Annotated in this window: 12 protein-coding genes; 9 read left to right on the forward strand and 3 right to left on the reverse strand. The window is 77.2% G+C overall.

The features are described 5' to 3' along the window. Positions 1–10: 10 nt before the first annotated feature. Positions 11–1,294, forward strand: coding sequence for a glycosyl hydrolase family 8 (locus tag ACIP82_RS32820; protein ID WP_400658783.1), 1,284 nt, complete (start codon positions 11–13; stop codon positions 1,292–1,294). Positions 1,295–1,390: 96 nt separating this feature from the next. Here the strand turns inward: ACIP82_RS32820 and ACIP82_RS32825 are convergent, their stop codons facing one another. Further along, on the reverse strand, positions 1,391–1,705 hold the full coding sequence (locus ACIP82_RS32825) for a hypothetical protein (protein WP_400658785.1): 315 nt from the start codon (positions 1,703–1,705) through the stop codon (positions 1,391–1,393). Between the two features lie 413 nt (positions 1,706–2,118). On the opposite strand from ACIP82_RS32825, the gene ACIP82_RS32830 reads away from it, so the two are divergent. After that, a complete protein-coding gene (locus ACIP82_RS32830; RefSeq protein WP_363607610.1) occupies positions 2,119–2,673 on the forward strand; it encodes a hypothetical protein in 555 nt (184 codons plus the stop codon). Positions 2,674–2,757: 84 nt separating this feature from the next. On the opposite strand, the gene ACIP82_RS32835 is transcribed toward ACIP82_RS32830, so the two are convergent. Beyond that, positions 2,758–3,291, reverse strand: a complete 534-nt coding sequence (locus ACIP82_RS32835; RefSeq protein ID WP_400658788.1) for an SIMPL domain-containing protein — start codon at positions 3,289–3,291, stop codon at positions 2,758–2,760. Between the two features lie 106 nt (positions 3,292–3,397). Between ACIP82_RS32835 and ACIP82_RS32840 the strand changes: the two genes are divergently transcribed. The 7 genes from ACIP82_RS32840 (at position 3,398) to ACIP82_RS32870 (ending at position 12,289) form a co-directional block, all read left to right on the forward strand. After that, a complete protein-coding gene (locus ACIP82_RS32840) occupies positions 3,398–3,517 on the forward strand; it encodes a CGNR zinc finger domain-containing protein (RefSeq protein ID WP_400658808.1) in 120 nt (39 codons plus the stop codon). A 178-nt stretch (positions 3,518–3,695) separates the two neighbouring features. After that, the gene (locus ACIP82_RS32845; RefSeq protein WP_363607608.1) at positions 3,696–4,871 is read left to right on the forward strand and encodes an AAA family ATPase; all 1,176 of its coding nucleotides are present in this window, start codon (positions 3,696–3,698) and stop codon (positions 4,869–4,871) included. Then, entirely contained in the window at positions 4,868–5,323 is a 456-nt protein-coding gene (locus ACIP82_RS32850; protein WP_400658790.1) for a hypothetical protein, read from the forward strand. The genes ACIP82_RS32845 and ACIP82_RS32850 overlap by 4 nt, the downstream gene beginning before the upstream one ends. Continuing rightward, on the forward strand, positions 5,320–6,999 hold the full coding sequence (locus ACIP82_RS32855; protein ID WP_400658792.1) for a hypothetical protein: 1,680 nt from the start codon (positions 5,320–5,322) through the stop codon (positions 6,997–6,999). Before ACIP82_RS32850 ends, ACIP82_RS32855 begins: the two co-directional genes overlap by 4 nt. Then, positions 6,996–9,920 carry a bpX6 domain-containing protein gene (locus tag ACIP82_RS32860; RefSeq protein ID WP_400658794.1) on the forward strand — a complete coding sequence of 975 codons (2,925 nt, stop codon included), beginning with the start codon at positions 6,996–6,998 and terminating at the stop codon, positions 9,918–9,920. Before ACIP82_RS32855 ends, ACIP82_RS32860 begins: the two co-directional genes overlap by 4 nt. A gap of 194 nt (positions 9,921–10,114) precedes the next feature. Further along, on the forward strand, positions 10,115–10,738 hold the full coding sequence (locus ACIP82_RS32865) for a hypothetical protein (protein ID WP_363607604.1): 624 nt from the start codon (positions 10,115–10,117) through the stop codon (positions 10,736–10,738). Positions 10,739–10,960: 222 nt separating this feature from the next. Next, entirely contained in the window at positions 10,961–12,289 is a 1,329-nt protein-coding gene (locus ACIP82_RS32870; RefSeq protein ID WP_363607603.1) for an aminotransferase class V-fold PLP-dependent enzyme, read from the forward strand. Between the two features lie 51 nt (positions 12,290–12,340). On the opposite strand, the gene ACIP82_RS32875 is transcribed toward ACIP82_RS32870, so the two are convergent. Then, a complete protein-coding gene (locus ACIP82_RS32875; protein ID WP_400658810.1) occupies positions 12,341–12,790 on the reverse strand; it encodes an RNA polymerase sigma factor in 450 nt (149 codons plus the stop codon). Positions 12,791–13,455 lie beyond the last annotated feature (665 nt).

The following is a 13,455-nucleotide window of genomic DNA, read 5'->3' on the forward strand; positions in this document are numbered from 1 at the left end:
GAGCACTCCGATGACACAGCCGAACCCCCGCCCCCGCCTCCGCCTCCGGGCCGCCGCGGCGCTGCTCGCGGGCGCCGGCCTGGCGGCGGGCCTGCTCGCGGCCCCGGCGGCCTCGGCCGCCCCGGGCCCGGGAGCCGCCGCCGCGCCCGCCGTGCCCTTCGGCAGCCACCGCTACCCGTACGCGGCGGGCATCCTCAAGCCCTCCGGCGCGCAGGCGGACCTCGACCAGAAGGTGATCGCCGCCTACAACGCCTGGAAGGCCGCGTTCGTCAAGCAGAACTGCGGCAACGGCTGGTACCAGGTGCTCTCGCCGGACGCCGACCACCCCTACGTGGCGGAGGGACAGGGCTACGGCATGGTCGTCACCGCCACCATGGCCGGGGCCGACCCCAACGCCAGGACCGTCTTCGACGGCATGGTGAAGTACATGCTGGCGCACAAGTCGGTCAACAACCCCGACCTGCTGGCCGCCGAGCAGGACTCCTCCTGCCGGTCCGTCGACGGCTCCGACTCCGCCACCGACGGCGACCTCGACGTCGCGTACGGGCTGCTGCTCGCCGACCGGCAGTGGGGCAGCTCGGGCAGCTACGACTACAAGGCCCTGGCGGTCCGGCACATCAACGCGATCATGGCGAGCGAGATCAACCCGAGCACCCACCTGACACTGCTCGGCGACTGGTCGAGCAGGGGCGACTCCACCTACTACGTCACCCGCTCCTCGGACTGGATGATCGACCACTTCCGGGCGTTCCGGACCGCCACCGGCGACGCCGCCTGGGACACCGTCCGCACCGCCCACCAGCGGCTGATCACCGCCCAGCAGAGCGGCTACGCCCCGAACACCGGTCTGCTCGCCGACTTCGTGGTCAACACCAACGGCACCGCCAAACCGGCGCCCGGGAAGGTCCTGGAGAGCGCCAACGACGGCGACTACAGCTGGAACGCCTGCCGCGACCCGTGGCGGATCGGCGCGGACGCCGTCACCAGCGGCGACGCCGCCTCGCTCGCCTCGGCGCGCAGGCTCAACACCTGGGTCAAGGCCAAGACGGGCGGCAGTCCCGCGAACATCGTCAGCGGCTACCACCTCAACGGCTCGGCCTTCGACAGCGGCCACGACCTGGCGTTCACCGCGCCGTTCGTGGTGACCGCGATGACCGACCCGGGCTCGCAGGCGTGGCTCGACGCGCTCTGGAGCAAGCTGGCCGCTACCGCGGTGGACAGCTCGCTCTACTACGGCAGCAGCGTCCAGCTCCAGTCGATGATCGTGGCCTCCGGCAACTACTGGGTGCCGTAACGGCATTGGCGCGGGCCTGCCCTCCCGGGGGGCGGGCCCGCGCGGCCGGTCGTTCCGGCGCCCGCCGGGCGGCCCCACCGGTCTGCCCGGCGGTGCTCAGCCCTCGCGGCCGCGCACGTACCGGACGGTCGCCACCGTGCCCGCCGCGGTGGCGGCCAGGCCCGTCGCGCAGAACAGCAGGCCGGGGAAGAGGGTGTCCGCCCAGCCGAGTTGGGCGGGGAAGAGGGCATGGCCCGGCCGCCGGGGGTCGTGCAGCAGGGTCACGGCGTCGCCCGCGGACGGCCGGTCCGGCGCCGAGTGCGGCGAGTCCACCACGGCGGGCTGTCGCCGGCCGTCCGGTTCCACGGTGACCAGTGCCTCGGTGGCGTCGGTCCGTTGTTCCGGCCGGCCGTACCGCACCTCGTCGACCACGGCGGAGACCCGCGAGGTGCCGCTGAAGCTGCCACACCGTCCAGTGGCCGGCCGAGAAGACGATGCCGACCAGGAGGAACGCCGGGCCGATGAGCGGCCCGAGGAGCTTCGGCCACCCGCCCCTGGGCGCCCGGGGCGGCGGAGCCTCGGTCCACTCCTCCGTGCTCATGCTGTCGCGTGGGGGTCTGCTGTCCGGCATGATGCGGGGACTCCTTCCGCCCGGCGGGCCGATCATGTCAGAGCTGTCGGCCGGGTGACGGCGTCGGTGGGGGAACGGGGCCGGGCCGGTGCGCTGACGTTCCGTGGGCCGTAGATCTCGATCTGCCAACAGGTGCGGGAACTGTGCGCGAGCCGTGTCGCAGTTCTGGTTGAATCGTGAACCTCACCCCAGCGGAACGGAGCGTTCTTCCCCCATGTCTTCACGGATACGCGCCGGCCATCGCGGCCTGGCCGCCGTCGCCGGACTCGTCTTCACCGTCGGTCTCGCCCTGACCGGCTGCGACCCGGCGGCGGGTGACGGTGCCACGGCCGCCTCCTCCTCGCCCGCCGCCGTGGCCGCGGCCGAGCCGACCACCCCCGGGCCGACCACCCCCGCGCCGGTGGCGACCGCGGCCGCGCCCGTGCCGGCTCCGCCCGTGGTGACGACGCCCGCGGCCGTGCCCACCACGGAGGCGCCGCAGCCGACCCAGCCGCCGGCGCCGGTACCCGCACCGACCACGGCCAAGCCGCAGGCGCCCGCCACCAAGGCGCCGCAGCCCAAGATCACCACCGCCCAGCCGCCGACCGACCCCGAGCCCGAAGCGGCCAAGGGGGCGACGGGTTCCTGCGAGATCCGGTCCAACGCGGGCAACTGCTACCAGGCGGGCCAGTTCTGCCGGAACGCGGACCTGGACAAGAGCACCCACGACGCCAACGGCCGGATGATCACCTGCCGGATGGTCAGCGGCAAACCGCACTGGCAGGCCTGACCGGGTGGGGCGGGGTGACTGGCGGCCGTCCACCGCCCGCCGCCCCGCCCCGTCCCGCCGGGGCCGAGCTCCGGGAGCGTCCGGTCAGCCGCCGATGATGGCCGGGCCGAGCAGTACGCCCGCCGAGACGCGGATCGCGCCGGGCGCGAGCGAGCCCTCGCCGCCGCCCTGGCTGTGGCCGACGTAGCCGGTGCCCGGCTGTTCGGAGTCCACGTCCCTGATGCGCACGACCGGGCCGAGCCGGACGCCGGCGGCCCGCGCGTACAGCTCCGCCTTCTCCAGGGCGTCCGCGACGGCCGCCTCCCGGGCCCGCGCCCGCAGCTCCCGCTTGGCGCGGACGTCGAACTCCACCCCTTCCACGTGGTTCGCCCCGGCCTCCACGACGTCCACCAACAGCCGCTCCAGGGCGTCGAGTTCGCGCAGCTCGATGACGAAGGAGGCGGTGCACTCGTAGCCGAGGAACTGCCGCTCGCCGCCGCCGTAGCTCCACGAGGACTGCAGGTCCAGCCGGGAGGTCGAGACGTCGCCGTCCGGCACGCCGTGGCCGCGCACCACCTCGCGGACCCGGCTGACGGCGGCTCCGGTCACCTCGAAGGCCGCGGCCGGCGCCGGCCTCACCCACTGGCTCCCCTCCACCGCCGCCCTCGCCCTCGCCCTCTGGCTCGGCGAGCGCGGCGGCTGCGCCTGGGGCCGGTGCGCCGCCCCCGGCTGTGCCCGCTACTTCATCGACACCGGCCGCCGCGCCCCCCAGCGCTACTGCACCCCCCGCTGCGCCACCCGGGTCCGGGTCGCCGCCCACCGCGCCCAGCGCTCCGACGGCGCCCGGCCCGGGTCCGTGGTGTGAGCGGTTGTGGAGGGGCTGCTCGAACAGCCCGGGGGAGGTCTCGACGGCCACGGCGGGGAAGGCCTCCCGGACCGAGCCGCCGGGGCCCGGCGTGCCGCGCGGCCCCGGCCCCGGGACCGCGCGGCGAGCGTCAATCCGCTGGTGGGCGCCGCCGGACCCCCCGTAGACTCCGGTGCTCGTGACCGAGACCAGCACCACCCCGACCACCCGCCCGGGCGCCGGCGGCACCGCCGCGGCAGGTGACGCCGAGCTGATCGCCGCCGCCGTGGCCGCCGCCGGGCAGGGCATGATCGACCGCGAGACGGTGGCCGAGGTGGTGACGCTCTGCGCCGTCGCGGGCGAGCACCTGCTGGTCGTCGGCGCGCCCGGCACCGCCAAGTCCGAGGCGGTGCGCCGGGTCGCCGGGCAGCTCGGCGGACGCTACTTCGAGTACCTGCTGGGCCGGTTCACCGAACCCAACGAGCTGTTCGGCCCGGTCGACCTGCGCCGGCTGCGCGAAGGACGGGTCGAGTTCGAGACCGCCGGCATGCTGCCCGAGGCCGAGATCGCCTTCCTCGACGAGGTGTTCCTCGGCTCCACGGCCGTCCTCAACACCCTGCTCGGCCTGCTCAACGAACGGGTCTTCCGGCGCGGCGGCACCGTCCTCGCCAGCCCGCTGCGGGTCTGCGTCGGCGCCGCCAACCACCTGCCGGAGGATCCGGCCCTGGCCGCCTTCGCCGACCGCTTCCTCGCCCGGGTCTTCGTCGAACCGGTGGCCGACGCCCGGCTGGAGGAACTGCTCGAAGCCGGCCGCCGGCCCGCGACCGCCCCGGCCCGCCCCGCCGACCTGCTCGGCGCCGTCGACCGGCTGGCCGCCGCCGCCCGCGACTGCGACCTGGACGAGGTCACCCCGCTGCTCGGCACCGCCCTGCGCCGGCTGCGCGCCGCCGGCGTCCCGGTCAGCGACCGGCGGGCCGTCCGCTCGCAGAAGCTGGTCGCGGCGGCCGCCGTCCTCGACGGCCGCACCGCCGGCACCGCCCGCGACCTCTGGGTGCTGCCGCTCATCGCCCCCACCGCCGACACCCAGGCACTGGCCCGCGACACCCTGGCCGACCTGGTCGAGAAGTCCGCCAACCGCAGCCTGGCGCACGCCGCCGAGGAGCTGTCCCGCAGCTCGGCCGCCCGCGCCGACCGGCTCGCCCGGCAGAGTACGGCCCTGCTCGCCGAACACCGCACCCTGCCGGACGGCCGCGACTCGCGGCTGCGGCTGGAGGCCGCGCTGCGGGAGATCGACGCCGGGTTCGACCCGGCCGACCTGCCCGCCGGGCTGGCCGGCATACGCGCCGAGCTCGTCGCGGTGGTCGCACCCTCGTGACCACCGCCCCGCCGCCGCTCCCGCTCCGCTGGGAGCGGTGCGAACCGCCGCTGCCCGCCGCCGCCGTGCTCGCCCTCGGCCCCGACGTGCCAGCCCTGGCCGCCGCCACCCGGGAGCGGCTCACCGGCGGCGCCCGGCTCGGTGCCGTCGCCGACGACGGCGCGCTGCTCGTCCTCGGCGCCGAGGACGACCTGCCGTGGGCCGACGGTGCCCGCTACCTCGGCCGCGACGCCGGACTGCTCGTCCCCACCACCGCCCGCCCCCGGCCCGCCGCCGCCCTCTGGCGCACCGCGCTCGGCGCCCGGGACGGCCAGCTCTGCGTCCTGCTGCCCGGCCACGCCCTGGTCGCCGATCCGCCGCCGCCCACCACCGACCCGGCCGCCCTGGAGCCGTACACCCGGAGCACCGGCGGCACGACGCGTCCGGGCGGCACCGGGAGCGACCCGCGATGACCACGCCGCTGCCCGCCGCCCTCGCCCCCTGGGCCGCCGGCCTCTCCGCGCTCACCCCCGAACTCGCCACCGCCCTCGGCCCCCTGCTGCGCCGCCTGGACGCCCTGGCCGGCGAACGCGAACCCGCCACCGACGACCACGGCACCCCGGACGGCCACGGCGGCCTGGCCCGCTCCGGCCGGCCCGACCAGCTGCTGCCCTCCGAGTGGCTGCTCGCCGACGAGTACCCCGACGAGTTCCTGCGCCGCCTGGTCGACGGCGAACTCCTCCACCTCGCACCCGAGTTCCGCACCCCGGCCGGCCGGGGCCGGATCGTCGTCCTGGCCGACACCGGGCCCGCCCAGGCCGGCGCCGGCCGGCTCGTCCAGCTCGCCGCCCTGCTCGTCCTGCACCGCAGGGCCGCCGCCCGGGGCACCGAACTGCTCGTCGGCATCCTCGGCGACCGGCCCGGCCACTGGCTCGACGGCGACCTCGCCGAACTGCTGCCGCACTGGCTCGACGCCCGCCGCCGCACCGACCCGACCCCCGAGGACGTCCGGCGTGCCTGCGGCACGCTCGACGCCGCCGACCAGGCCTGGGTCCTCACCTCGCCCCGGCTCGCCGACCGGCTCCCCTCCCGGCGAAGGGTGCTGGCGAGCGAGGAGGCCCGCTGGACCGCGGCCGGCGCCGGCTCGGTCACCGTCCGGCTGGGCGAGGCGCGGGCCGAACTGCCCCTGCCCGCGACCGACATCGCCGTCCGGGCGCTGCGCGGCGCCGAATTCCGCCGCAGCGCGCCGACCGCCGCCGCGCTGCCGGCCGGCCCCACCGGGGGAGCGCACCCCGTCTTCACCACCGCGGCCCGCACCCTGCTGGCCCGTGGTGCGAACGCCGCCACCCTGCTCGCCGTCAACCTGCCGAGCGGCGCACCGGAGCGCGTCACCCCCGTCCGGACCCGTCGCCACGAGCTGAACGGGCCGGTCGTCGCCGCCGGACGCCTCGGCCGGCGCCTGGTCGCGCTGTCCGTCCAGGGTGACCGGCTGGTCCCGTACATCAGCGGCCGCCCGCTCGGCGAGCCCGGCCAGTACACCGCCGACCGGGTCGCCCTCGGCCTGCACCAGGCCCTGCTCGACACCCTGCTCACCGGCCCCGTCCTGCCACTGCTGCGCGCCGGGGACGGCCTCGCGCTCCCGCTCGACGGCCGCTGGTGGCGGATCGCGCCCGACGGATCCGTCCACGACGACGGCCCGGTCGCGCCGAGCGCCGTCGGCGCGCGGTACCACCGCTCCCGGGATCCGCGGGCGTTCGACCACCCGCTGCCACCCGGGGCCCAGGACGCGCCGCACCTCGTCCACGGCGGCACCGCCGTCGCCTGGTCGGCCGACGGCAAGGCCTGGGAGGTCCGCACCCCGGCCGGCGACCGGAGCCTGATCACCTTCCGGGAGGATGCCGAGGTGATCGGCCTCGTCCGGCACGACGACGGCCGGCCGGCGCTGATCACCTGCAGCCGGAGCGCCCGGGTGGTGCGCAGCGTCCGGGCCGACGCCGTCCGCACCTTCAGCCGCTTCTCCGGCGGCGTCACCCCGGCGACCGTCCACCCAGGTCTCTCCCTCATCGCCGCCGAACCGCACCCCGGGCGGATCGTGGTCGGCGACGCGGGCAGCGGCCGGATCCACCACCTGATCGGGAGCGAGCAGTGAGCGCCACCTCCGCCGGAGCGTTCCGTGCCACCGTCGACGCCACCGGCTTCGTGCTGGACGTGCCGCTGATCGGCGCGGCCGAGGCCGCCGGGCGCGTCCTGGCCCACTGGCAGGACGGCGCCGACCTGCGCGGGCTGCCGGACGGCCGCTGGCTGCTCGTCCTGCCCGAACCGGTCGGGACCCGGGCCGACCGTGCCCCCGGGCTGCCGCTGCTGGGGCGGGACGGCGCGCTCGTCGCCGTCGGCACCAACGGCGCGCAGGCCGCCGCCGGGCAGCTGCTGCTCACCACCGCAGGGCTGATGGACCGTCACCAGATCGCCGTTCTGGCGAAGTTGCGGCCCGCCGACTGGCTCGACCCGGCCGGCCTCACCCTCCACCGGCTCGGGCCGGTCGGCGCCCCGGCCGCCCCCGAACCGGTGCTCGACGACCGGCCGCGGCGCCCGGCGGCGGACCTGCGGACCGCCGCCGGAATCGGCCCCCGCTCCGAGCGGGCCCGTCGGCTGACCGCGCCCGCCGGGCGGGGTCGCCCCCGCCGCTGGTGGTCCCGTCGGCCGACCGCGCCCGGCGCCCGGGGCGACCGCCCCCGCCGCTGGTGGTCCCTGCCCCGGCTGCCCGCCCCGGTCGGCCGGGCCGTCGCCGTCGCCGGCCTCGCCCTGCTGTTCGTCCTCGTGGGCCTGCCGCTGCTCGCCGGTCTCGTCCGTCTCGTCGCCGGGCGGGGCCTCCACCCGTCGACGCTGCTGACCGGGCTGCTCATCGGAGCGGCCTTCGCGCTGCGTCGCCGCGCCCCGGGAACAGCTTCCGAGGCCTCCGCCCCCGGGGCGGCGGAGGGGCGGCGGAACCCCGGACCGTCCTGGCGGTCCCGGCTGGGCGGCCTGCTCGCCCGGCTGGCCCTGCGCACCCCCGCCGCGCGCCTCGTCCGCGGCCGCCACGCCCGCTACCTGCGCGAACTGACCCGCGCCTTCGAACAGCGCCGCTGGGAGGACGCCCTGCGCGACGCCGTCCGGCTCTCCGGGCAGTCGCCCGAGGCCGAGCGGGCCTGGCTCTCACTCGGGCTGCCCCGCCGCTTCGCCGGCCCGCTGCGCCCCACCCCGGACGCCGGGGGCCGGGCGGCGGCCGTCTCGCCGCTCTCCGGCCCGACCGTCCACGAACTCCTGGCCGACCTCTACCGGAAGGCCGCCGAAGGGCTGGAGCGGGAGGGCCGGATCGACGAGGCGGCGTTCGTCCTCGCCGACCTGCTGGACGCGCCCGCCGAGGCGGTGGCCCTGCTCGACCGGCACGGCCGCGGCGCCCAGGCCGCCGAACTCGCCGAAGGCCGCGAGCTGGCGGCCGACCTGGTGGTCCGCCTCTGGTGGCGGGCCGGGGACCGGGACCGGGCGGTGCGCACCGCCTACCGCCGGGGCGCGTTCGCCACCGCCGTCGAGCGGCTCACCGCCACCGACCCGCAGTCCGCCCGGGAGCTGCGGGCCGCCTGGGCCGAGCACCGCCGTGCGGCCGGGGACCGGCTCGGCGCGGTCGAGGCCGCCTGGCCGGACGAGACGCTGCGGCCGACGGTCGCCGCCGACCTGCGCGACGCCGTCGCCCTCGGCGGGCCGGCCCGCGGCCGGGCCCTCGCCCACCTGCTCGCCCTCGGCGCGGGCGAGGCGACCCGTACGCTCGCGCTGGCCGTCCTCGACGGCGACGGGCACCCCGACACCACCGGCCGGCCCGCGCTGGCCGCCGCCCTGGCCGGGCTGCCGGGCGCGGACCGGGCCGCCGACCGTGAACTCGCCACCGCCGCGGCCCGCGCCGTCGTCCGGGACGGCGGCTTCGGCGGCTCCCTCGACCACCGGACCGGACGCGCCCTCTTCGACGGGCTGGTGAAGCGCGCCGACCCGCTGGCCGCCGCCGACCTGCCCAGGCCCCGCCGCTCCGCCCGCCCCACGGGGGCCGGCTGGGCCGCCACCGCCGCCGACCGGCCCGGGACACTCCCGGTCCTGGACGCGGCGCTGCTGGACTCCGGCTCGCTGCTGGTCGCGTGCGGCCAGGCGGGCGTGCGGCTGCTCGGCCCGGACGGCCGCACCCGGGCCCGCTGGGACGTGCCCGCCGACCAGCTGGTGCTCGCCGACCACGGCGGCACCGCGCTGCTGGTCGCCCGCTACGGCGAGGTCGCCGAGGTCTCCCGGCTGGACCTCGCCACCCGGGCCGTACGGCGCTGGACCGCCCTGCGGGTGCGGCAGATCGTGCCGTCCTACGACGGCCGGCAGCTGATCACGGTGGACGCGGACGGGATCGCCGTCCTCGACACCCTGGCCCGCCGCCCCACCGTGGTCTGGCGTGAACTCGGCGGCGACCAGGGGGTGACCGGGCGGATCGCCCGCACCCCGTCCGGCTGCGCGGCCGTGGTGGTCTCCGGCCCGGCCGTGGGGGCGCCGCTGACGGAGCTCTGGCGCTGGGACCTGCCGGGCTGGGAGCTGCGGTCCAGGACCGCGCTCGACCCGGCCGCGGTGACCGGTGCGACGGTGCTGGCGAGCGGCCGGCTGATCGTGCCCGACCCCGACCCCACGCGGGAGCCGGGCCGGACGGTGCTGCGCTTCCTCGGCGAGGGGACGGACTCCGGGCTGACCGTCCAGGAGGACGAGCCGGCTGCCCGCGAGGACGGGCCGGCCGGCCAGGGGGACGAGCCGGCCGGCCTGACCGCCGACGGCGACCACTGGGCGTTCAGCCGCGCCCTCGACGGCGGCCGCGGTATCCGCCTCACGGCGGGCGAGGGCGCCGCCTCCGCGCCGACCGGCCTCGCCCTCTTCCCCGGCGCCGACCGGTCCCCGGTCCGGGTGCGGCGGCACGGCGGGGCGGTGACGTACTGGCAGCGCGGCGGCCGGGTGCTGGCCGTCGCGGCCGACGGCTCCGCCGTGCTCGCCAACCTGCGGGTCACGATCGGCTGACGGCCCGCCCGGCTCGCGCGAACGAGCTTCCCTCGTACGGGAGTTCTAGCTCGGGAGGCCCTGGAGCGGTGCCGCCGCCCCCGGTCGGCGAAGAGACCGGCGCGCGGGCGGCCCCGGGCGTAGAGTCCCGCTGCGCGGGTCGTGCCGGCCGGCGCACCGCCAGGACGACGCCAGGACGACGAAGGGGCCGGGACATGCCGCTGCGCGCCGAGGACGTGGAGCTGCTGGAGGACGTCGCCGCCGAGGAGGGCGGGTGGCTCGCCGCGGCCCCGGCCGCCCCGTCGTGGTCGCGGCGGCGCGCCAGCGCCGCGCGCCGGCTCACCGCCGAGCGGCTGTGCGAACTCGCCCCGGAGAGCGTCCTGGAGACGCTGGCCACCGCCGACGGACCGCCGGCCTGGGCCGCCCGGATCACCCCCGAGGGCCGGCTGCTGCTGAAGTACCGCGAACTCCGGAAGGGCCCGGTCGCCCCCTGGCCCGAGGAGGAGGGCGACATCCCCGGCCGCACCCGGCTGCGGTTCACCGAGACGGAGATGACGTTCCTGCGCCAGGCCCTCGCCGGCACCCGCGGCATCGCCGGGCTCGCCGCCGTCGACGCGGCCTGCCTCCGGACCGCGGTGGCCGAGGCCCGCCCCGTGGCGGGCACCGCGCACTGGGTGCTGACGGCCACCGGCGGGCAGCTGGACGCGATCGAACACGTCCTGCGGATGGAATCCCTGGTCGGCACCGCCCGCAGCTACCACCGCTTCCTCCACGCGTACCGGCCCTTCCCCTACCGCCCGGGCCCGCCGGGCCGGCCGGCCGGGCCGGGGCTCTGGTAGGCGGCCGGTGGCGGGGGTGCGCGGGGCCGCCGTCGCCTGCGGGCGGCCGGCCGGCGACCGGCGGCGTTTCGGGGACGGTGTGCGGCGCGGTGCCGACGGCGGGGCGCCTCGCCGTCCGGCGTGTGTCCTTCGTCACGCGGGGGGCGGGATAGGGCGGCCCCTGGTCAGCCTCTTCATTGTCGGAGGCCATGCCAAGCGGCGGGCCCAGACGAAGAGGTGGCCATGTCTGAACGTATCCGGGACCGGCGGAGCGGTCCGGAGGGGGATCGCACACCCGGGCCCGCGACGGTGACGGCGGCGAGCGGCCCCGACCGCCTCCTCGCCGACCGGGCCGAGGCCCTCGACGCCGCCGACCCGCTGGCCCCGCTGCGGCAACGGTTCCTGCTGCCGCCCGGCGTCGTCTACCTGGACGGCAACTCCCTGGGTCCGCTGCCCGCCGCCGTCCCCGCCGCCCTGGAGGACGCCGTCCACCGGCAGTGGGGCCGGGGCCTGATCGGCTCCTGGAACGACGCCGGCTGGTGGGAGGCACCGCTGCGGGTCGGGGACGCGATCGGACGGCTGGTCGGCGCGGCGCCCGGCCAGACCCTGGCCGGGGACTCCACCAGCGTCCAGCTGTTCAACGCGCTCGGGGCCGCCGCCCGGCTGCGCCCCGGCCGGCCGCTGCTGCTCACCGACCCGGCCCACTTCCCCACCGACCAGTACGTCGCCGACGCCGTGGGCCGGCTGTTCGGCCTCACCGTCGAGCGGGTCCCGCCGCACGACCTGCCGGGCTTCCTCGCCGGGCACGGGGACCGCGTCGCGGTGGCCGGGTACTCCCCGGTCGACTACCGGACCGGCGAACTGTACGACCTGCCCGCGCTCACCGGCGCCGTCCAGCGGACCGGCGCCCTGATGCTCTGGGACCTCTGCCACGCGGCCGGCGCCCTCCCGGTGCGGCTGGACGAGCTCGGGGCCGACCTCGCCGTCGGCTGCGGCTACAAGTTCCTGTCCGGCGGCCCGGGAGCCCCCGCCTTCCTCTACGTGGCGCGGCGTCACCAGGCCTCCTTCGACCACCCGCTCACCGGCTGGAACGGCCACGCCGACCCGTTCGGCCTCAGCGGCGACTACACCCCGGCCGAGGGCGTCGGCCGGGCCAGGATCGGCACCCCCGCCATCCTGTCGCTGCTCGCCCTGGAAGCCGCGCTCACCGCCTTCGACGGAGTGGACCTGGCGCAGGTCAGGGCCAAGAGCCTGTCACTGACCGGCTTCTTCCAGGACTGCGCCGACACCCTGCTGGACGGCCGGGGTTTCACGGTGGTCACCCCCAGGGAGCCCGGGCGCCGCGGCAGCCAGGTCGTGCTGCGCCACCGGGAGGCGTACGCGCTGGTGCGGGCGCTCGCCGACCGGGGGGTGATCGGCGACATGCGGGCCCCGGACCTGCTCCGCTTCGGCGTCAACGCCCTGTTCCTGAGCCACCGGGACATCTGGCGGGCGCTCTGTCTGCTGCGCGAGGCGGTCGACGCCGGGGACCATCTGCGGGCCCGCTACCGGACGAGGGCCACCGTGACCTGAATCCGGGCCCGCCGCCGGCCGGGCCCGTGCGGCGCCCGGGCGCCGCTCCGTTCAGGCGGGCTGGTGGGTCCAGGCCCGCTGGAAGTTGCGGCGGGCGCGGTGCAGCCGCGAGCGCACGGTGCCGACCGGAAGCCGCAGGGCCGAGGCCAGTTCCCGTTCGTTCAGGCCGTAGACGGCGCGCAGCGTGAGGATCTCGCGGTGCTCGCGGGGCAGCCGGTCCAGCACGTCGCTGATGTGCACGGCGCCCAGGGGGTCGCCGTCGGGGGCGACGTCGGGCAGGCCGTCGGTGTGCTCCAGGGCCAGCCGTTTCGACGTGCGGACGGCCTCCCGGACGGCGATGGAGCGCACCCAGCCGTAGAAGGCGAGGGGTTCGCGCAGGCCGCGCAGGCCGCGGTAGATCGCGAGCATCGCCTCCTGGGCGGCGTCGCAGCTGTGGGTACGCGCGATCGGCAGGCAGAGACGCCCGACGAAAGGGGTGATGTGTACCAGCAGGTCGTTCATCGCCACGTGGTCGCCGGCCTGCGCGCGCCGCAGCAGCGCGGCCACCGGGAACACGGCGGGGTCGGGTGCGCCCGGGACGGCGGGCGTCGGGGCCGGTGGGGTGAGGTGCGCGTGGGGCCGCGCGGTGCGGTCCATGCGGATCGCCTTTCACTGTTTCCGTCCTGGTCGGCCGACGTGTTCGGGAGGGGCCCCGGACCACCGTGCGGACACGGGCGTTCATGTGCCGTTCCAGGAATGGGATGGATAAGGTCACAAGGATTGCCGGGGTGTGCCGGAATGGCGCCCCCGAGCCGATCCTAAACACCAAGCGGAACCGCGATGAGTGAATCGTCATCGATGACCGCATTCAAGGCCGATCCGGCATGGGTGGGAACCGATCAGTGGAGATTGGCTTGTTTCCAGGCCTTCCGGTGGCCGAACTCCGGTAGGTGACACCATGATCGCTCGGTGTTATGTCATCAGCTCAGCCTGGGTGTTACACCGGGCTCACCTGGGGGTAACGTCAGGCCGGGCGGCGCGGGGGCGGCCGTCCGGCATTTCCGCGTGACCTTTATCGGCCAGTGAAATGGATCGCTTGACTCGTCGAGTTCTCCTCATGCAGAGTGAAACTCGGGTCGGCACCGAAGCCGGGCCGTCGCGCTCTCCCGTCGGCGCCCGTGGATTAC

This window comes from Kitasatospora sp. NPDC088548, from assembly GCF_044753005.1.
Classification (GTDB): domain Bacteria; phylum Actinomycetota; class Actinomycetes; order Streptomycetales; family Streptomycetaceae; genus Kitasatospora.